This window comes from Nocardia sp. NPDC057227 (assembly GCF_042669725.1).
GTDB classification, from domain to species: Bacteria; Actinomycetota; Actinomycetes; order Mycobacteriales; family Mycobacteriaceae; genus Nocardia; species Nocardia asteroides_A.
On the sequence record NZ_JBHUXA010000009.1, the window covers coordinates 1 to 18,926 of the forward strand.

Genomic DNA, 18,926 nt, shown 5'->3' on the forward strand with positions numbered 1-18,926 from the left:
CCGTCAGGATGACGAAGGCGACGATGGCCTGCCCGGTCGTCGCGTCGCTCGCGCCGACCACCGCGGCCTCCGCCACGCCGGAGTGCCCGACCAGCGCGGATTCCACCTCGGCGGTGGAGATCCGGTGCCCGGAGACGTTCATCACGTCGTCCACCCGGCCGAGCACCCAGAGGTCGCCGTCCGGGTCGAGCCGGGCGCCGTCGCCGGCGAAGTACCAGCCCCGATCGGCGTACCTGGCCCAGTAGGTCTCCCGGAAGCGCTCGTCGTCGCCCCACACCCCGCGCAGCATGGCCGGCCACGGCTGATCCAGCACCAGGTAGCCGTTGGCCTCGGTCTCGCCGAGCAGCACCGGGTTGCCCTCCTCGTCCACCACCCGCGCCGAGATCCCCGGCAGCGGGGTCATGGCCGCGCCCGGCTTGGCCGCGGTGACGCCGGGCAGCGGGGAGATCATGATGGCGCCGGTCTCGGTCTGCCACCAGGTGTCCACGATCGGGGTCTTCCCGTGCCCGATCACCTCGCGGTACCAGCGCCACGCCTCGGGGTTGATCGGCTCGCCCACGCTGCCGAGCACGCGCAGGGTCGAGAGGTCGTGCGCGTCCGGAATCTGCCTGCCCCACTTCATGAACGTGCGGATCAGGGTCGGCGCGGTGTAGTAGACGGAGACGCCGTAGCGGTCGATGATGTCGAAGTGCCGGTGCTCGTCCGGTGAGTTCGGGGTGCCCTCGTAGACCACCTGGGTGGCGCCGTTGGCCAGCGGCCCGTACACGATGTAGGTGTGCCCGGTGACCCAGCCGATGTCGGCGGTGCACCAGTAGACGTCGCGCTCCCGGTCGAGGTCGAAGACGTAGTGGTGGGTGTAGGCGGCCTGGGTGAGGTAGCCGCCGCTGGTGTGCAGGATGCCCTTCGGCTTCCCGGTGGTGCCGGAGGTGTAGAGGATGAAGAGCGGGTGCTCGCTGTCGAAGGACTCCGGGGTGTGCTCGGCCGGCGCCTGCCCGACGGTCTCGTGCCACCACTGGTCGCGGTCCGCGGTCATCGGGGTGTCCTGGCCGGTGCGGCGCACCACCAGCACGTGCTCCACGGTGTGCCCGGGCGCCGAGAGTGCCTCGTCCACAGCGGGTTTCAGCCCGGCCGTGGCGCCGCGGCGGAACTGGCCGTCGGTGGTCACCACCAGCCGGGCCGCGGCGTCGTCCACCCGGGAGCGCAGTGCGGCGGGGGAGAAGCCGGCGAAGACCACGGAGTGGGTGAGGCCGAGGCGGGCGCAGGCCAGCATGGTGATGATCGCCTCCGGGATCATCGGCATATAGATCGCCACCCGGTCGCCGGGCACCAGACCCAGTGACTCGAGGTGGTTTGCCGCGCGGGAGACCTCTTCGAGGAGGTCGGCGTAGGTGAGGTCGCGGGTGTCGCCCGGTTCGCCGACGAAATGGATGGCGACCTTGTCGCCGCGCCCCTCGTGGACGTGGCGGTCGACGCAGTTGTAGGCGACGTTGAGGCGGCCACCGGTGAACCATCGGGCGAAGGGGGCGTTCGACCAGTCGAGGACGTCGGTCCACTTGCGGTCCCAGTGCAGCCGGTCGGCCTGCTCGGCCCAGAACGCGAGCCGGTCCGCCTGCGCGCGTTCGGCCAGTTCGGGGCCCGCGTTCGCGGTGGCGACGAACTCCGCCGTCGGCGCGTATGTGGTGGGCAGCTCGGGTGCGCTGGTCACGAGGTTTTCCTTTCTAACGCCGCAAGCGGCTTCGTCGGTGGGGGCGTGGGCGAGTGATCGGCCACTACGGGCCACTCGCCGCCGCGCAACGGTTTTCGTCCGGCGCGACGGGGCGCGCCGGATTCGCGCGAGCGAATCGACACTCGCGCGAGGGCGAAGCGACCCGCACGCCGGACACGCGCCGCACGAGGACGTCTCGCGCGGCGCGTGGCGGGGATCAGTGCGAGATCGCCTTCTCGGCGCCGACGCCGGTGAGCGACCGCACCTCCATCTCGGTCGCCTTGGCCGGATCCTCGTCGTCCTTGCCGAGGAGGGTGCCGACGATGCCGAGCACGAAGGCGAGCGGAATCGAGACGATGCCGGGGTTCGACAGCGGGAACCAGTCGAAGTCGGCGTCCGGCAGCATGGCCGTCGCGCTGCCGGAGACGGCGGGGGAGAAGACGATCAGCACGATCGTCGAGATCAGCCCGCCGTACATGCTGGCCAGCGCGCCGGTGGTGTTGAAACGCCGCCAGAACAGCGAGTACAGGATGGTCGGCAGGTTCGCCGCCGCCGCGACCGCGAAGGCCAGCGCCACCAGGAAGGCGATGTTCTGCCCGTTGGCCAGGATGCCGAGCCCGATCGCGAGCACCCCGATCACCACCGCGGTGATCCGCGATACCCGAACCTGCTTGCGCTCGTCCACCTGGCCCTTCTTGATGACGCTCGCGTAGATGTCGTGCGCGAACGAGGCCGACGCGGTGATGGTGAGCCCGGCGACCACCGCCAGGATGGTCGCGAAGGCGACCGCGGAGATGACGCCGAGCAGTACAACGCCGCCGAGTTCGAAGGCGAGCAGCGGGGCCGCCGAGTTCTGCCCGCCCGCGGCGGCCAGGATCCTGTCCGGGCCGACGATGGCCGCGGCGCCGTATCCGAGCACCAGGGTGAACAGGTAGAAGGCGCCGATCAGGGCGATGGCCCAGACCACCGAGCGCCGCGCCTCCTTGGCGGTGGGCACCGTGTAGAAGCGCATCAGCACGTGCGGCAGCCCGGCGGTGCCGAGGACCAGCGCCAGCCCGAGCGAGACGAAGTTCAGCTTGGACGTCTCGCTGCCGCCGTACTGCGCGCCCGGCGCGAGCACGTCGCGCGCGGCGACCTTCTCGTTCGCCGACCCGCTGACCGCCTGCTGCGCGCTGCCGAGGATCTCGGAGAGGTTGAAGCCGAACTTGGCGAAGACCATGACCGTCATCAGCGCGGCGCCGGTGATCAGCAGCACCGCCTTGATGATCTGCACCCACGTGGTGCCTTTCATGCCGCCGACCAGCACGTAGACGATCATCAGGAGGCCGACCACCGCGATCACCACGGACTGCCCGGTGCGATCGGAGATGTCGAGCAGCAGCGCGACCAGGCCGCCCGCGCCCGCCATCTGGGCGAGCAGGTAGAACAGCGAGACGGCGAGCGTGGTGAGCGCCGCCGCGGTGCGCACCGGCCCCTGCTTCAGCCGGAAGCTGAGCACGTCGGCCATGGTGAACTTGCCGGTGTTGCGCAGCATCTCGGCGACGAGCAGCAGCGCGACCAGCCAGGCCACCAGGAAGCCGATGGAGTACAGGAAGCCGTCGTAGCCGTAGACCGCGATGGCGCCCGCGATGCCGAGGAACGACGCCGCGGAGAGGTAGTCGCCCGCGATGGCGATGCCGTTCTGCGGGCCGGAGAAGCCGCGGCCGCCGGTGAAGTAGTCGGCGGCGGTGGCGTTGTTGCGGCTGGCCCGGATCACCACCACCATCGTCACCGCGACGAAGACCGCGAAGATGGCGATATTGGCGGCGGGGTTGCCGACGGTGGCCGAGGCGGCCAGCAGGGGAGCGGTGCTCACGCCTTGTCTCCTTCCAGCTCCGCGCGGATGGCGGCCGCGCGCGGGTCGAGTTCGCGGTTGGCGAACCGCACGTACAGCCCGGTGATCAGGAAGGTGGTGACGAACTGGGCGAGGCCGAGCAGCAGCCCGACGTTGATATTGCCCACCACCGTCGTCGCCATGAAGTCGTGCGCGTAGGCGCCGAGCAGCACGTAGGCGAGGTACCAGATCAGGAAGAGCGCGGAGACGGGGAACACGAAGCGCCGCAGGCGGCTTCGCAGCTCCTGGAACTGGGGGCTGGAGTGCGCCGCGGCGAACTCGGCCGGGGTCGGCGGCTGTGCGCCGCCGAGGTCGGTACTGGTCATCCGGGGGGAGTCCTGTCGTGTGACGTGGCTGACAGCGGATGACCGTAACTCCGGGGCGGGGGTGTCCGGGGCATGTGGCCCAGGTCACTCCGTGAAGGGGTGGGATCGTGCGGTGAGCGGTCGGCGGCGCGCGGCGAGCGGTCAGCGCCCGGCGGGGTCGCCCGGCTCCTTTCCGAGGACTCCGTGCTCCCGATCCGCGCCCATGCCGAGCTTTTCGGGCGCGTGCATGCGCACGAAGATCCGCCCGACCGTGCGCGGGTCCTGCCCGCGGGTCGCCAGGCTCACCAGCACCATGGTGGCGAAGGCGATCGGCACGCTGATCGCCGCCGGGTAGCCGAGGATGTCCGCAGGCCAGCCGCCCGCCCAGCCGGCGTCGACGCCCCCGGTCACCGAGACCACCGTGGCCGCACCGGCCGTGAGCCCGCCCGCGCTCAGCCCGGCCGCCGCCCCGGCCGCGGTCAGCCCGCGCCACCAGATGCCGAGCACCAGCAGCGGGCAGAGCGTCGAGGCCGCCACCGAGAAGGCCAGCGCCACCGTCCGGGAGAGGTCGAGCGAGACGACGGTGAGCGAGAGCAGCAGCGGCACCACCCCGGCCACCACCGCCGCGAACCGGAAGTCGCGGACCCGCCCGCGCAGCACGTCGGTGCCGAGCACGCCCGCGATCCCCACCAGCAGCCCGGACGACGTCGAGAGGAACGCCGCGATCGCCCCCGCCGCCGCCAGCGCCGCGAGCAGCTGCCCGGGCAGCCCGCTCAGCACCGCGCCGGGCAGCAGCACCACCGCCGCGTCCGAGGTGCCGGTGATCAGCAGCTGCGGTACGTACAGCCGGGCGAAGACCCCGAGCAGCACCGGGAACAGGTAGAAGACGCCGAGCAGCCCGATCACCGCGAGCGCGGTGCTGCGCGCCGCCCGCCCGTCCGGGTTGGTGTAGAAGCGAACCAGCACGTGCGGCAGCCCCATCGTGCCGAGGAAGGTCGCGATGATCAGCGAATACACCTGGTATGCCGGGTGGGTGCCGCCGAACCCGCCGCCCGGCCGCAGCCAGCCCGCACCGTCCGCGGGCGCGCCGGCCACAACCGGGACCGCGCTGCCCGGCTCCAGCACCAGGTCGGTGCCCGCACCGAGTTCGTGGTCACCGGGGGTGAGCTCGACCGGGCCGTCCACCGCGGCGCCGTCCAGCGTGCCGCGCACCGTTGCCGCGGTCACCCCGGCCACCTGCACCACCACGTCGGTGCTGATGTCCACCGTGGTGCGCTCGGCGAGCACCGGTGGCGCGGGCGAGCCGAGCGGCCGCTCCTCGGCGAGGAAGTGCCCGGCCAGCACCAGCGCGGGCAGCGCGACCGCGGTGAGCTTGAGCCAGTACTGGAAGGCCTGCACCAGCGTGGCCGAGCGCATGCCGCCGCCCGCCACGTTGCCGATCACGATCACCCCGACCGCGACCGCGCCCACCCACTCCGGCCAGCCGAGCAGGATGCGCAGGGTGAGCCCGGCGCCCTGGAACTGCGGGATCAGATACACCGCGCAGATCAGCACCACCACCACCGCGGCCAGCCTGCGCAGCCGTGCCGAGCCGAGCCGGAACTCCGCGAAGTCCGGCACCGTGTAGGCGCCGGAGCGGCGCAGCGGCGCGGCCACGAAGAGCAGCAGCCCCAGGTACCCCGCGGTGAACCCGACCGGGTACCAGAGCGCGTCCGCGCCGTACTTGGCGATCAGCCCGGCGACGCCGAGAAACGAGGCGGCGGAGAGGTACTCGCCCGAGATGGCGGCCGCGTTCCAGCGCGGGCCGACGCTGCGGCTCGCGACCAGGAAGTCGGAGGTGGTGCGCGCCAGCCGCCCCCCGTACACCCCCAGCGCCACCGTGACCAGCGCCGCGAGCAGCAGCGCGGCCACCGTGAGCAGCGGGGCGGTGCCTGGCATCTCAGTCCCCGGCCAGTTCCAGGAAGTCCTGCTCGTTCCGCTCGGCCAGCCGCCGGTACAGCCGGCCTGCCCCGTAGAGCAGCGGATACGCCGCCGCGCCGAGCAGCAGCCAGGGCAGCCGCACCCCGAACACGGTGAGCGTGGCGGGCGCGCCCGCCGCGAAGAGCATCGGCAGCGCGCCGAGCGCGAGCACGACGACGAGCCCGATCCGGAGCGCAAGCCCGAGCTGCGCCCGGATCAGCCCGTTGATCAGCACCGCGCCGATCTCGGTCTGCTCGGCGACCTCGCTGCGGGTGCGCACCCGGCGGGCGCCGCGCCGCTCGGCGAGCACCACCCGCTGCCGGGCGGCGGGACGCGGCGGTCCCACCGGGTGGCGCGGTGGCTCGGGCCGGAGCCGCGGGTTCTCCGGGCCGGTCACCGGCCGGTCCAGTTCTGCCGCGGACCGTGGACGAGGCGGTTCTTGAGTTCGCGCAGCTGCCTGCGGCTGACCGGCAGCTCCACCGCGGCCGCCGCGCCCTCGGCGCGCAGGCAGACCAGCGTGGCCCCGCTCGCGGTGCGCAGCCCGGTCACCAGCCGCAGCGCGATCAGGTAGGAGCGGTGCACGCGCAGGAAACCGGCGTCCCGCCAGCGGGTCTCCAGCGCGGAGAGCGGAATCCGGACCAGGTGCGAGCCCGCGCTGGTGTGCAGCCTGGCGTAATCACCGTCGGCCTCGACCCAGTTCACGCTGCTCCGGTGCACCAGCGTGGTCACCCCGCCCAGCTCCACCGGGATCACCTCGGCCGGGTCGGGGCGCTGCGCGGCGGCCGGGGGCGCGGCGGCCGAGCGCGCGGCCCCGATCCGGCGCACCGCCTCAGCGAGCCGCTCGGTGCGCAGCGGTTTGAGCAGGTAGTCGACGGCGCCGAGGTCGAAGGCGGCGACCGCGCGATCGTCGTGCGCCGTCACGAAGACCACCGCGGGCGGGTGCGCGAACTCGCGGAGGATGCCCGCCAGCTCCATCCCGTCCAGCCCCGGCATGTTGATGTCGAGGAAGACCGCGTCCACCGGGTGCTGCCGCAGCAGCCGCAGCGCCGCTGTCGACTCCCGCGCCGCGTGGATCTCGCCCACCTCCGGCTGCGCCCGCAGCAGGTAGACCAGCTCGTCCAGAGCCGGTTTCTCGTCGTCGACGGCGAGCACGCGCAGGGCGGCGCCGGGTGGGGTGGTGGCGGTCACAGCGGTCCCATCGTAGAAGGATTCGCCGTCACACCCGCACGCCCGGCCGGAACTTCGGCACCCGCAGGCTCACCTTGGTCCCCGCGCCCGGCGCGGTCTCCACGACCAGCCCGTAGTCGTTGCCGAAGGCCGCGCGCAGCCGGTCGTCCACGTTGGCCAGCCCGACGTGCGCCGACTCGCCGGTGGTGACGGCGTCCAGCTCGCCGGAGCGGAGCAGCTCCGGGTCCATGCCCGCGCCGTCGTCCTCCACGCTGATCAGGCACTCGGTGCCCGCGTCGGCCGCCACGATGCTCACCGTTCCCGACCCGGTGAGCCCGTGCCGCACCGCGTTCTCCACCAGCGGCTGCAGCGCCAGGAACGGCAGCACCACGCCGAGCACCTCCGGCGCCACCCGCAGCCGCACCTGCAGCGCGTCCCCGAACCTGGCCCGCTCCAGCGCCAGGTAGCGCTCGATATTGCGCAGCTCGTCGGCGAGCACGGTGAACTCGCCCGCCGCTCGGAACGAGTAGCGGGTGAAATCGGCGAACTCCAGGATCAGCTCGCGCGCCCGATCCGGGTCGGTGCGCACGAACGAGGCGATGGTGTTCAGCGCGTTGTAGATGAAGTGCGGGCTGATCTGCGCGCGCAGCGCCCGCACCTCGGCCCGGTCCAGCCTGGCCCGCGAGGCGTCCAGCTCCGCCAGCTGCAACTGGCCGCAGGCGTACCGCGCCACCTCCGCCAGCGCGCCGAGCATCCCCGGCCCCGGCGGCTCCTCGGTGACCACCCCGAGCACCCCGGTGACCTCGTTGTCCGGCAGCAGCATCGGCTGGGCCACCAGCGTCCGCCCCGCCTGCTCGCCCGGCCCCGCCACCAGCACCGCCCGCCCGCCCGCCGCCGCCCGCGCCGCCGCCGCCCCGAACGTCGCGCCGAGCGCCGCGTGCGGGCCGTCCCACGCCAGCACCGTTCCCCCCGGGTCCGCCACCCCCAGCGCCGCGCCCCCGGTCAGCGCCCGCAGGTGCGGCGCCGCCTCGGCCGCCGACTCCTCGGTCAGCCCCCGGCGCAGCGGGACCGCGGCCAGCGCCGCGGTGTGCAGGGCGGAGTGCACCGCGCGCTCGGCGGGGGTGGTGACCACGCGGCGGGTTCTCGGCCACAGCAGGAGGGCGCCGGCCAGCACGGCCGCCGCCACCACGATCGCCACCGCGGTGGGGTTCATCGGGTGGGTTCCATGGGGTCGATTATGCGGGTGGGCGTGGGCGCACACGGTTCGGTGACGGTTTACTCGGACCGCGCCGGGGGCAATCTCTGGCAGCCCCTCCCCACCACCCCGAGAAGGACCCGATGAGATCAGCCAGACCCGTGCTCGCTGTACTGGCCACCGCCGTGCTCGCGACGGCCGCGCTGGTCGTGTTCGCCACCCCCGCCGTGGCCAACCCCGCCACCACCGGTGGCCCGTTCACCCCGGTGGTCGCGCTCACCGACGGCCCGTGCGTGGCCTACGTGGACACCGCGGTCACCGGGGACGCCTACCCGGAGCACGCCGCCTTCACCGTGGCGGCCACGCTGGTCGGCGTCGGCCCCTGCGCGCTGCCGGTCACGCTGACCTGGCGCAATGTCGATACCGGGGAGACCGGGGTGGTGACGAAGACGGCCAGGGGGCCGGGGTACTGGAGCACCAGCGGGCGGGACGCACTGTTCCACGCCGGGATCGGCCGCTTCGACGGCACCGTGACGATCGGCCCCGCGCACCTGCCGGAGCCGGGCACCGTCGACTTCACCGTCACCCGCTACCAGGGCTGACCGAGCCGGACCGCCGGGCACGTCGAATCCCCGTCGGCGGACGATGCCGGATTCGAGCCCCGGCATCGCCCGCCGCTCGAAAATCCGGTGCGCCCGGCCCGGTCGCGGCGCTACCGTCCGCGGGTGATCGATTACTTCGGGGAGGCGATCGCCGCGACCTACGACCGGAACACGGCGGAGCAGTTCGCGCCGGAACTGGTGACGTCGACCGTCGACGTACTGGCCGAATTGGCCGGTGCCGGCGGGGCGCTGGAGCTCGGGATCGGGACGGGGCGGATCGCGTTGCCGCTGGCCGCGCGCGGGGTTCCGGTGCACGGCATCGAGTTCTCGGCCGCGATGGTCGAGCGGTTGCGCGAGAAGCCCGGCGGGGCCGAGATCGGCGTCACCATCGGGGATTTCACGAGCACCAGGGTGGACGGCGACTTCGCGCTCGCCTACCTGGTCTTCAACACCATCATGAACCTGACCACGCAGGACGCCCAGGTCGCCTGCTTCCGCGCCGTCGCCGGGCAGCTCGCGCCCGGCGGCTGCTTCGTGGTCGAGGTGATGGTGCCCGAACTGCGCAAACTGCCCGCCGGGCAGACCGTCGTCCCCTTCGGCTTCGGCCCCGAGCGGTGGGCCTACTCGGACTACGACCCCGCGACCCAGGCCGTCGTCTGCCACTACCTCGACATCGCGGGCGGTACGCACCGCAGCATCCCGTTCCGCTACGTCTGGCCCGCCGAACTCGACCTCATGGCGCGGCTGGCCGGGCTCGAGCTCCGGCACCGCTGGGCGGACTGGGAGCGGCGGCCGTTCACCGGGGAGAGCGGGCAGCACGTCTCGGTCTGGGCGAAGGCCGATTCAGGGCAGGGCCCAGGCCGGTAGCGGCTCGGTCCGCGCCGGCCACTCGGTGAGCAGGTAGACCATAGGTGTGCGCGTCCACACTCGTCCGCCGGCGCCATCGCTGCCCCTGTCCGAACCGGTCGACCAGCTCGGTGAAGCGCACCCCGTCGAACCGCTCGCGCGCTCAGCTGTCGAGGGTGAGCACGACCAGCGGAATCGGCCGGTCGACCTTGGACTGGAAGTCCGCGAGCAGCGGGTTGTTCGCCAGAACCCAGGCCGCGAACTCGTCGTACTCCGCCCCTTCGAGCACCCGGCCGGTCGCGCGGTGCGTCCGGTCCCCGAGCTCGACGGTGACCTCCTGATTCGCCTTGATGTTGTGCCACCAGGCGGGGTACTTGTCCTCGATGAACGAGCTGACGTACAGGGTCTCACCGCGGTAGAGGGGGCCGAGCGGGGTCGTGTGCCGCTTGCCGCTCCTGGCTCCGGTGGTGGTGAGCAGGATGAGGTCACCGCCCGCGTAGGCGCCGCCCACCTTGCCCGAGTTCTCCCGGAACTCGGTGATCACGTCGTCGTTCCAGCCGGTGATGCTGCCCTCCTGATCCCACGCCTGGTTCCACGGCGCGTTCGGGTCGTTGTAGTCGGTGATGTCGGCCTGATCCGTGTTGTTCATGATTCGAGTATCTCGGGCGGTTAGGACAGTCCGGGTCCTAACTCGGAACGGCGCGCATGGTCGTTCCCTGTAGCACGAGGGTATGACAGACTCGAAAGTATGTTCGAGTGGATCTGGCGATGAGCGCTCGCGACCGGCTGGACCCGGAGCGCCTCGCCGCGATGTCGAAGGCCGAGCGGGTGGCCGCGCTGCGCGACGTCATCGACCGGGTCCCCGGCCCGGCGCTCGCGCGCACCCCGGTGCTGGCGGTGCCCGCGGCGCTCGGGCCGATCTTTCCAGAGGGCGGGCTGGCGAAGGGGTCGACGGTGACCTATGCCGGGACCAGCACGGTGCTGCTCGGGTTGCTGGCCGCCGTCACGGCGGACGGGGCGTGGGCCGCGCTGGTCGGCGGCGGGCGGCGCGGGCTGCTCGCCTTCCACGAGATGGGCGGTGACCTGGAGCGGCTCGCCGTCATCCGCGATCCGGGGCAGGACCCGCTCGGCGTGGTGGCGGCGCTGACCGACGGGATCGACCTGATCGTGCTGGATCACCGGGTCGACACTCCGCCCGCCAGGGCCCGCACGGTGGCCGGGCGGGTGCGCACCCAGAAAGCGGTGCTCCTGGTCGCCGGGCAGGACTGGCCGCACCCGGACCTGCGGATTCGCAGCCACCTGGCCGGGGCGCACGGGCTCGGCGCGGGGCGCGGGCGGCTGCAGGGGTTGGAGGTGGAGGTGGCGACGCAGGACCGGACCGGCCGGGTCCGGGAGGTGACCGCGGTGCTGGACGGGGTCGGCGGGCGCACCGGGTGGACCGCCGCGGACGAGGGGCGCGGCACCGCAGCGCAGCCGCCGGTCACCGATCAGCGGACGGGGTGAGACCTGTCGTCACCCGACCGAGGGGCCGGAGCGTGGCCGTGTTGCCACCCGCCCGCGCGGACCGGAGCGCGACCGCTGCCGGATGTTCGCCCAGGTGTCGCGTGGTAGCCGGGCGCGGCCCGAATCGGTACGACTTCCGACGCGCCGAAGGCGACGCGCCGGGATGCATATCGGCCGTCCCGCGACGTCGGCGGGGCGGCTCGCACCGGCTCGCGCCGACGCCTAAACTCGGCCACTCGGGCCGGATCGACGGCGGGACGGCATGCCTTCCCGCCGAGCGAAACGCGTCCCGATCCCGTCGCCACCCTGGGAGGTAGGACCGTCTTGGCCGAGTCCGGTTTCGTTCACCTGCACAACCACACCGAGTACTCGATGCTCGACGGCGCGGCCAAGATCTCGCCGCTCTTCGCCGAGGCGAACCGGCTCGGGATGACCGCGGTTGGCATGACGGACCACGGCAACATGTACGGCGCCTCCGAGTTCTACAACTCGGCCAAGAAGGCCGGGATCAAACCCATCATCGGGATCGAGGCGTACATCGCGCCCGCCTCCCGGTTCACCACCAAGCGGGTGCAGTGGGGGGATCCGAGCCAGAAGGGCGACGACGTCTCCGGCTCCGGCGCCTACACGCACATGACGATGGTCGCGGAGAACGCGACCGGGCTGCGCAACCTGTTCAAGCTCTCCAGCCTGGCCTCGATCGAGGGCCAGCTGGGCAAGTGGGCGCGGATGGACGAGGAGATCATCGCCGCGCACGCCGAAGGCATCATCGCCACCACCGGCTGCCCGTCCGGCGAGGTGCAGACCAGGCTGCGGCTCGGCCACGAGCGCGAGGCGCTGGAGGCGGCGGCGAAGTGGCAGGAGATCTTCGGCCCGGAGAACTTCTTCCTCGAGGTGATGGACCACGGCCTCTCCATCGAGCGCCGGGTGCGCGAGGGGCTGCTGATGATCAGCAAGCAGCTCGACATCCCGCCGATCGCCACCAACGACTGCCACTACGTCACCAAGGACCAGTCCACCAACCACGAGGCGCTGCTCTGCATCCAGACCGGCAAGACGCTCTCGGACCCGACCCGGTTCAAGTTCGACGGCGACGGCTACTACCTCAAGTCGGCCGCCGAGATGCGCGCCATCTGGGACGCCGAGGTGCCCGGCGCCTGTGACAACACGGTGCGCATCGGCGAGCGGGTGCAGCCCTACGACGAGGTCTGGCAGCACCGCGACCGGATGCCGGTCTTCCCGGTGCCCGAGGGCGAGACCGAGGCCACCTGGCTGCGCAAGGAGGTCGCCCGCGGCCTGGACCAGCGCTTCCCCAACGGGGTGCCGCGCGACTACGCCGACCGGGCGGACTACGAGATCAGCGTCATCCTGGAGATGGGCTTCCCGGCCTACTTCCTGGTCGTCGGCGACCTGATCAAGCACGCGCGCGAGGTCGGCATCCGGGTCGGCCCGGGCCGCGGCTCGGCGGCCGGTTCGCTGGTGGCCTACGCCCTGCACATCACGAACATCGACCCGATCCCGCACGGCCTGCTCTTCGAGCGCTTCCTGAACCCCGAGCGCGTGTCGATGCCCGATATCGACATCGACTTCGACGATCGCCGCCGCGGCGAGATGGTGCGCTACGCCACCGAGCAGTGGGGCACCGACAAGGTCGCCCAGGTGATCACCTTCGGCACCATCAAGACCAAGGCCGCGATCAAGGACTCGGCGCGGGTGCTCTTCGGCCAGCCCGGCTTCGCCATCGCCGACCAGATCACCAAGGCGCTGCCGCCGCCGATCATGGCCAAGGACATCTCGGTCTCCGGCATCACCGACCCGAACCACGAGCGGTACAAGGAGGCCGCCGAGGTTCGCGAGCTGATCAACACCAACCCGGACATCGCCAAGATCTACGAGACGGCGCGCGGCCTGGAGGGGCTGATCCGCAACGCGGGCGTGCACGCCTGCGCGGTGATCATGTCCTCGGAGCCGCTCACCGACGCCATCCCGGTGTGGCGGCGGGCCCAGGACGGCGCCATCATCACCGGCTGGGACTACCCGTCGTGCGAGGCCATCGGCCTGCTCAAGATGGACTTCCTCGGCCTGCGCAACCTCACCGTGCTCGGCGACGCCATCGACAACGCCAAGCTCAACCGCGGCATCGAGATCGACCTGGACGCGCTGCCGCTGGACGACAAGCTCACCTACGAGCTGCTGCAGCGCGGCGACACGCTCGGCGTCTTCCAGCTGGACGGCGGCCCCATGCGCGACCTGCTGCGCCGCATGCAGCCCACCGCCTTCGAGGACATCGTCGCCGTCGGCGCGCTCTACCGCCCCGGCCCGATGGGCATGAACGCGCACAACGACTACGCGGACCGGAAGAACAAGCGGCAGGAGGTCAAGCCGATCCACCCGGAGCTGGCCGAGCCGCTGAAGGAGATCCTGGGCGAGACCTACGGCCTGATCGTGTATCAGGAGCAGATCATGCACGTCGCGCAGAAGGTGGCCGGGTACTCGCTGGGCCGAGCCGACATCCTGCGCCGCGCCATGGGCAAGAAGAAGGCCGAGGTGCTGGCCGCGGAGTTCGAGGGCTTCGAGGCGGGCATGCAGGCCAACGGCTACTCCAAGGCCGCGATCAAGGCGCTCTGGGACACCATCCTTCCGTTCGCCGGCTACGCCTTCAACAAGTCGCACGCCGCCGCCTACGGCCTGGTCTCCTACTGGACCGCCTACTTCAAGGCGAACTACCCCGCCGAGTACATGGCGGCGCTGCTCACCAGCGTCGGCGACGACAAGGACAAGGCCGCTGTCTACCTCTCGGACTGCCGCAGGCTCGGCGTGCACGTGCTGCCGCCGGACGTGAACGAGTCCGAGCTGAACTTCGCCTCGGTCGGCACCGACGTGCGGTTCGGGCTCGGCGCGGTGCGCAATGTCGGCGCGAACGTGGTGTCCTCGATCCTGCAGGCGCGCAAGGAGAAGTCGAAGTACACCGACTTCTCCGACTACCTGAACAAGATCGATACCGTGGCCTGCACCAAGAAGGTCACCGAGTCGCTGATCAAGGCGGGCGCCTTCGACTCGCTCGGGCACCCGCGCAAGGGGCTGCTGCTGATCCACTCGGACGCCATCGACGCGGTGATGACCACCAAGAAGGCCGAGGCGATCGGGCAGTTCGACCTCTTCGGCGGGGTCGACGCGGACGAGTCGATCACCTCGATCTTCAATGTCGCGGTGCCGGACGACGAGTGGGAGTCCAAGCACCGGCTGGCGCTGGAGCGGGAGATGCTCGGGCTCTACGTCTCCGGGCACCCGCTGAACGGCGTCGAGCACGTGCTGGCCGCGCAGGCCGACACCCAGATCCCGGCCATCCTGGAGGGCGACCTCAAGGACGGCACCCAGGTGACCGTCGGCGGCATCCTGGCCTCGGTGAACCGCCGGGTCAACAAGAACGGCCTGGCCTGGGCCTCGGCCCAGCTGGAGGATCTGACCGGCGGCATCGAGGTGCTCTTCTTCCCGCAGTCGTACCAGCTCTACGGCATGGACGTGGTCGAGGACGCCATCGTGCTGGTGAAGGCGAGGGTCAGCGTTCGCGACGATCGGATCTCGCTGATCGCCAACGACCTCGCGGTGCCGGATCTCTCCACCATCGGCGTCGCCAAGCCGCTCGCCGTCACGGTGACCACCCGGATGTGCACGCCGGACAAGATCGGCGAGCTCAAGCGGGTGCTCATCAGGCACCCGGGCACCGCCGACGTGCACGTGCGGCACGTCGGGGCCAGGGACAAGACGACGGTGCTCAAGCTCTCCGACAGCTTCCGGGTCTCGCCGTCGTCGGCGCTCATGGGCGACCTCAAGGCGCTGCTCGGCCCCGGCTGCCTAGCGGGCTGAGCTATACCGGGACGCGCTGCGCCGCAGCGCTCTCCGCGCGGCGGTGCAGCGCCTGCGCCAGCGCGACGCTGCCCAGCGCGAGCAGCGCGACCGCCGCGGCGAGCCACCCGATGGCCGGGTAGCCGTACCCGGCGGTCAGCAGCAGCCCGCCGAGCCAGGGGCCCGCGGTGATGCCGACGTTGAAGGCGGCGACGTTCACCGCGGTCGCCAGCGTCGGCGCGCCGCCCGCGAGCGTGAACACCCTGGTGTTCAGCGCCGGGTTGGTGCCGAAGCAGCAGGCGCCGAAGCAGAGGACCAGCACCGCGACGGCGATCGGGTGCTGCGCGAGGAGCGCGAGCAGCGCGGCGGTCGCCGCCACCCCGGCGAACCCCGCGTAGAGGGTGCGGAAGGGGTGCGCGTCGGCGAAGCGGCCGCCGAGCGCGATCCCGGCCATCGCGCCGACCCCGTGCAGCGCGAGCAGCACCGGCACCCAGCCGGCGGCGAGCCCGGTGCGCTCGGTGAGCAGCGCGCCGAGGTAGGCGAAGACGACCAGCGCGGCCGTCGTGGCCAGCGCGGTGCTGCCGTAGGAGAGCCAGAGCCGCGGATTCGCCATGGCGCGCAGCTCGTTCCGCAGCCGGGGCGCGGGGCCGGGCCGCGCCGCGGGGACCCAGCGCAGCACGGCGGGCGCGATGGCCGCGGTGAGCGCCGCGACCGCGAGGAAGGCGGAGCGCCAGCCCCAGTGCTGCGCGAGCACCGTGCCGAGCGGCAGCCCGAGCACGGTGGCGAGGGTGAGCCCGCCCGCCACCACGCTCATGGCCCGGCCGCGTGCCTCCGCGGGCACCAGTTCGACCGCGGTGGTGGCGGCGACCGCCCAGAACCCGGCGTAGACGAAGGCGGCGACCACCCTGGTGCCGAAGAGCACCGCGTAGTCGCCGGTGAGCGCGCCGACCAGGTGCGCGGCGACGAAGACGCCGAGGAAGGCGAGCAGCGCGGTGCGGCGCGGCACCCGCAGCGTGAGCACCGCGAGGATCGGCGCCCCGGCCAGCATGCCGAGCGCGAAGGCCGAGATGAGCAGCCCAGCCCGCGGAATCGAGACGCCGAGGTCGGCGGCGAGCCCGGGGAGCAGCCCCGCGAGCATGAGCTCCGAGGTGCCCTGGGCGAAGATGGCTGCGCCGAGGATGTAGACGGCGAACGGCACGGAAGTTCCTCCCCCGGTGTTGCTTTCAGTCGAGCATGCGGAGCGCGGTGCGGGCGGTGGCTGCCAGTTCGGCGCGGGTGGCGCCGCCGCGGGCGGCCACCCGCATGCCGGTGACCGCGGTGATCACCGCCGTGGCGAGGTCGGTGGCCGGGACGTCGGCGGTGATCTCGCCGGTGCGCTGCCCGGCGGTCAGCGCGGCGGCGAGCAGATCGCGGCGGAGTCCGCCGTCGGCGCGCAGCAGCGCGGCCACCGCCGGGTCCCGCGGGGCCAGCTCCACCAGGGTGTTCACCACCAGGCAGCCGGGCGGGTCGTCGGCGGGGGCCTGCACCACCTGCTCCAGCAGTGCGCGCACCCCGGCCCGCGCGCCGTGCGCGGCGAGCAGCTCGGCCAGTGCGGCGTTCTTGCGCTCGGTGTAGCGGCGCAGAGCCCGCTCGAACAGCTCGCGCTTGCCGGTGAAGGTGTTGTAGAGGCTGCTCCGGCCGAGCCCGGTGGCGGCGCAGAGCTGCTCGGTGGAGGTGGCCTCGTAACCGGCGGTCCAGAAGGCGCGCAGGGCGGCGTCGATCGCGCGGTCCTCGTCGAAGCTGCGGGGGCGGGGCACCCGGAAACCGTAGCAGAGTTTTGGACTGATCGGTTCAAAACCGGAGACACGCACCGCTGATACCGAGGTGACCAGGACTTTCGGCCCTATGGTTGGGGTCGTTCGTCCTGATCTCGGCTCGTGTGGTGGAGGTGTGGGCATGACAGTCGCCGGTTCGATCCGGTCCGGTATCGCGCGCTGCGCGGCGGCCGGAGCGGCGGTGCTGGTGCTGGCCGCGCCCGCCGCCGCGGCGCCGCTGCGGCAGGATGCGCAGTTCCCGCTCCCCGCGCTCGGGCTGACCGCCGTGCAGACCTTCGACGGCCGCGACGACGTGGTCGCGCTGGTGGTTCCGGTGCCGCCGGGGATGACGCCCGCCGCGCTGCGCGGCACCCTGCAGGTCGCGCCGGATGCCGGGACCGGGCGGATCGATGTCGAGGTGCAGGGCCGGGTGGTCGGCTCGGTCGAGGTGCCGCCGGGCAGCGCCACGCTGCCGGTGAGCCTGCCGCTGGCCGGGGTTCCGGTGCTGAACGGCGCCGCCACCGTCACGCTGCACTCGCACCTGACCGCCATGGGCGCGGGCTGGTGCGCCGCGGGGGGCGGCACGCTCGCCCTGGTGGACGCCACCGTCGACTACACCGGCGACGAGACGCAGCCCGCGGTGATCGCGGACTTCCTGCCACCGGTGCTGAACCGGCTCACCCTGTACCTGCCCGCCACCCCGTCGGCGGACGAGACGGCCACCGCGCTCGAGCTCGGCACCGCCGTCGTCGCCAGGTACGCCAACCAGACCGTCGCGGTGGAGCTGCGCCCGCTCGGTCCCGGCGGTGCGATTCCGGCGGAGCAGCCGGGGTTGCTGGAGCGCCGGGTGGTGATCACCGAGGCGGACACCGCGGGCACCACCCTGCGGACGACGGCCCCGGGCGGCCCGGTGCTCGCGGTCACCGGACGCGGCGCTGAGCTGCGCACCCAGGCCAGGCTGATCACCAGCAACATGGCCTGGATCGCCGCGGACACCGACGCCGTCGCCGGGTCGCTGGCCCCGGCGCCGCAGCTCGCGCCGGACAGCGTCACGCTGCGCGAACTCGGCGTCACCACGCTGAGCGGGACCGGCCAGGGCCGGGTCCGGATCCCGATCGCGGTGGACCAGACCCGGCTCGGCCGCCCCTCCGGGACCGTGCGGATCCACCTGCGCGGCAACTACACGCCGCTGCCGGACGGGACGAACGGCCAGCTCACGGTCGCCGTCGGGGACAGCACGCTGGACCACTGGCCGGTGGACGGCTCCGGGAGCATCGACCGCTGGATCGACGTCCCGGACCGGCTGCTCGGCCGCTTCACCGAGGTCGAGGTGGCGCTGCAGGTCGCGGGGGCCGCGGGCTGCGACGCGGCGCAGCCGGTCACGCTCACCCTCGACCCGGAGAGCACGGTGCAGAGCGTGCGGCGGGTGCCGCCGGTGCCGGGCGGGTTCGAGGCGCTGCCGCAGGCGCTCATGCCCGCCGTGCAGGTCGGGCTGAGCGAGGGCACGCTGGCCGACGCCGGGCGCGCGCTCGGGCTGCTCACCGGGTTGCAGCGGATGACGCTCGCGCCGCTGCGCCCGGAGCTGGTCCCGCTCGACGCCGCGCTGAACTCGGACCGCCCCGCCGTCCTGATCGCGGCCGACGGCGGGCTGCCCGACTTGCTCGAGCTCCCGCTCACCGTGGTCGGGCCGAGCGTCACCGTTGCCGACGCCGACGGTGGCCCCGCGCAGAGCGTGCAGCTGCCCGGGCAGCGGCTCGGCTCGCTGCAGGCGGCCTGGAGCGGCGACCGGATGCTGCTGGTCGCCACCTCCACCGGCGACCCCGCCGCCACCGATCGGCTGCTCGACTGGCTGCGCGCCGAGCCGGACCGCTGGTACGGGCTGCGCGGCGGGGTGCTCGCACAGACCGGTGACCGGGAGCCGATCCTGCTGCAGGAACCGGTCGCGCTGCCCGCCGAGCAGCCCGCCGACGACCACACCACGCTGCTCCTGGCGGGCGCGGTGCTGCTCGGGATCGGGCTGATCGGTGCCGTTCTGGTGCTGCTCACCCGGGCTCGCCGGAACCCCGGCCGCCGGGCGTGAGACGGGCACCGGCCGTGCGCGGCGCACAGCGCAACCGGAAGCCGCCTGGCGC

The 18,926-nt window shown here is 72.7% G+C and carries 15 protein-coding genes; 5 read left to right on the plus strand and 10 right to left on the minus strand.

From position 1 onward, the window contains the following. From acs to ACFUJ1_RS14715, 7 genes are all read right to left on the minus strand, one after another. A partial coding sequence (acs, locus tag ACFUJ1_RS14685) for an acetate--CoA ligase (protein WP_378645748.1) occupies positions 1–1,705 on the minus strand: 1,705 nt, incomplete at its 3' end. A 217-nt stretch (positions 1,706–1,922) separates the two neighbouring features. Beyond that, positions 1,923–3,560: a cation acetate symporter gene (locus ACFUJ1_RS14690; protein WP_378645750.1), complete on the minus strand. Its 1,638-nt coding sequence runs from the start codon at positions 3,558–3,560 to the stop codon at positions 1,923–1,925. Then, positions 3,557–3,904: a DUF485 domain-containing protein gene (locus ACFUJ1_RS14695; RefSeq protein WP_378645752.1), complete on the minus strand. Its 348-nt coding sequence runs from the start codon at positions 3,902–3,904 to the stop codon at positions 3,557–3,559. The genes ACFUJ1_RS14690 and ACFUJ1_RS14695 overlap by 4 nt, the downstream gene beginning before the upstream one ends. Positions 3,905–4,045: 141 nt before the next feature. Beyond that, the gene (locus ACFUJ1_RS14700) at positions 4,046–5,821 is read right to left on the minus strand and encodes a cation acetate symporter (protein WP_378645754.1); all 1,776 of its coding nucleotides are present in this window, start codon (positions 5,819–5,821) and stop codon (positions 4,046–4,048) included. A gap of 1 nt (position 5,822) precedes the next feature. After that, a complete protein-coding gene (locus ACFUJ1_RS14705) occupies positions 5,823–6,155 on the minus strand; it encodes a hypothetical protein (RefSeq protein WP_378646085.1) in 333 nt (110 codons plus the stop codon). Between the two features lie 80 nt (positions 6,156–6,235). Continuing rightward, positions 6,236–7,030, minus strand: coding sequence for a LytR/AlgR family response regulator transcription factor (locus ACFUJ1_RS14710; RefSeq protein WP_378645756.1), 795 nt, complete (start codon positions 7,028–7,030; stop codon positions 6,236–6,238). A gap of 28 nt (positions 7,031–7,058) precedes the next feature. Continuing rightward, positions 7,059–8,222 carry a sensor histidine kinase gene (locus ACFUJ1_RS14715; RefSeq protein ID WP_378645758.1) on the minus strand — a complete coding sequence of 388 codons (1,164 nt, stop codon included), beginning with the start codon at positions 8,220–8,222 and terminating at the stop codon, positions 7,059–7,061. 125 nt (positions 8,223–8,347) lie between these two features. On the opposite strand from ACFUJ1_RS14715, the gene ACFUJ1_RS14720 reads away from it, so the two are divergent. Both ACFUJ1_RS14720 and ACFUJ1_RS14725 read left to right on the plus strand, forming a co-directional pair. Next, positions 8,348–8,806 (plus strand): hypothetical protein, encoded by a 459-nt coding sequence (locus tag ACFUJ1_RS14720; RefSeq protein WP_378645760.1) that lies wholly within the window; start codon positions 8,348–8,350, stop codon positions 8,804–8,806. A gap of 123 nt (positions 8,807–8,929) precedes the next feature. After that, positions 8,930–9,673, plus strand: coding sequence for a class I SAM-dependent DNA methyltransferase (locus ACFUJ1_RS14725; protein WP_378645761.1), 744 nt, complete (start codon positions 8,930–8,932; stop codon positions 9,671–9,673). 142 nt (positions 9,674–9,815) lie between these two features. On the opposite strand, the gene ACFUJ1_RS14730 is transcribed toward ACFUJ1_RS14725, so the two are convergent. Next, positions 9,816–10,301, minus strand: a complete 486-nt coding sequence (locus ACFUJ1_RS14730) for a nitroreductase/quinone reductase family protein (protein WP_378645763.1) — start codon at positions 10,299–10,301, stop codon at positions 9,816–9,818. A 119-nt stretch (positions 10,302–10,420) separates the two neighbouring features. Here ACFUJ1_RS14730 and ACFUJ1_RS14735 point away from each other — a divergent pair, with 119 nt between their 5' ends. Together ACFUJ1_RS14735 and dnaE are read left to right on the plus strand one after the other, a co-directional pair. Further along, entirely contained in the window at positions 10,421–11,155 is a 735-nt protein-coding gene (locus ACFUJ1_RS14735; RefSeq protein WP_378645764.1) for a hypothetical protein, read from the plus strand. Between the two features lie 324 nt (positions 11,156–11,479). Next, a complete protein-coding gene (gene dnaE / locus ACFUJ1_RS14740; RefSeq protein ID WP_378645766.1) occupies positions 11,480–15,022 on the plus strand; it encodes a DNA polymerase III subunit alpha in 3,543 nt (1,180 codons plus the stop codon). A gap of 1 nt (position 15,023) precedes the next feature. Here dnaE and ACFUJ1_RS14745 read toward each other — a convergent pair whose 3' ends face one another. Beyond that, on the minus strand, positions 15,024–16,199 hold the full coding sequence (locus ACFUJ1_RS14745; RefSeq protein WP_378645768.1) for a Cmx/CmrA family chloramphenicol efflux MFS transporter: 1,176 nt from the start codon (positions 16,197–16,199) through the stop codon (positions 15,024–15,026). Positions 16,200–16,224: 25 nt separating this feature from the next. Further along, positions 16,225–16,797, minus strand: coding sequence for a TetR/AcrR family transcriptional regulator (locus ACFUJ1_RS14750; protein ID WP_378645769.1), 573 nt, complete (start codon positions 16,795–16,797; stop codon positions 16,225–16,227). Between the two features lie 139 nt (positions 16,798–16,936). Here ACFUJ1_RS14750 and ACFUJ1_RS14755 point away from each other — a divergent pair, with 139 nt between their 5' ends. Then, positions 16,937–18,874 (plus strand): cellulose biosynthesis cyclic di-GMP-binding regulatory protein BcsB, encoded by a 1,938-nt coding sequence (locus tag ACFUJ1_RS14755; RefSeq protein ID WP_378645771.1) that lies wholly within the window; start codon positions 16,937–16,939, stop codon positions 18,872–18,874. The last annotated feature ends 52 nt before the right edge of the window (positions 18,875–18,926 follow it).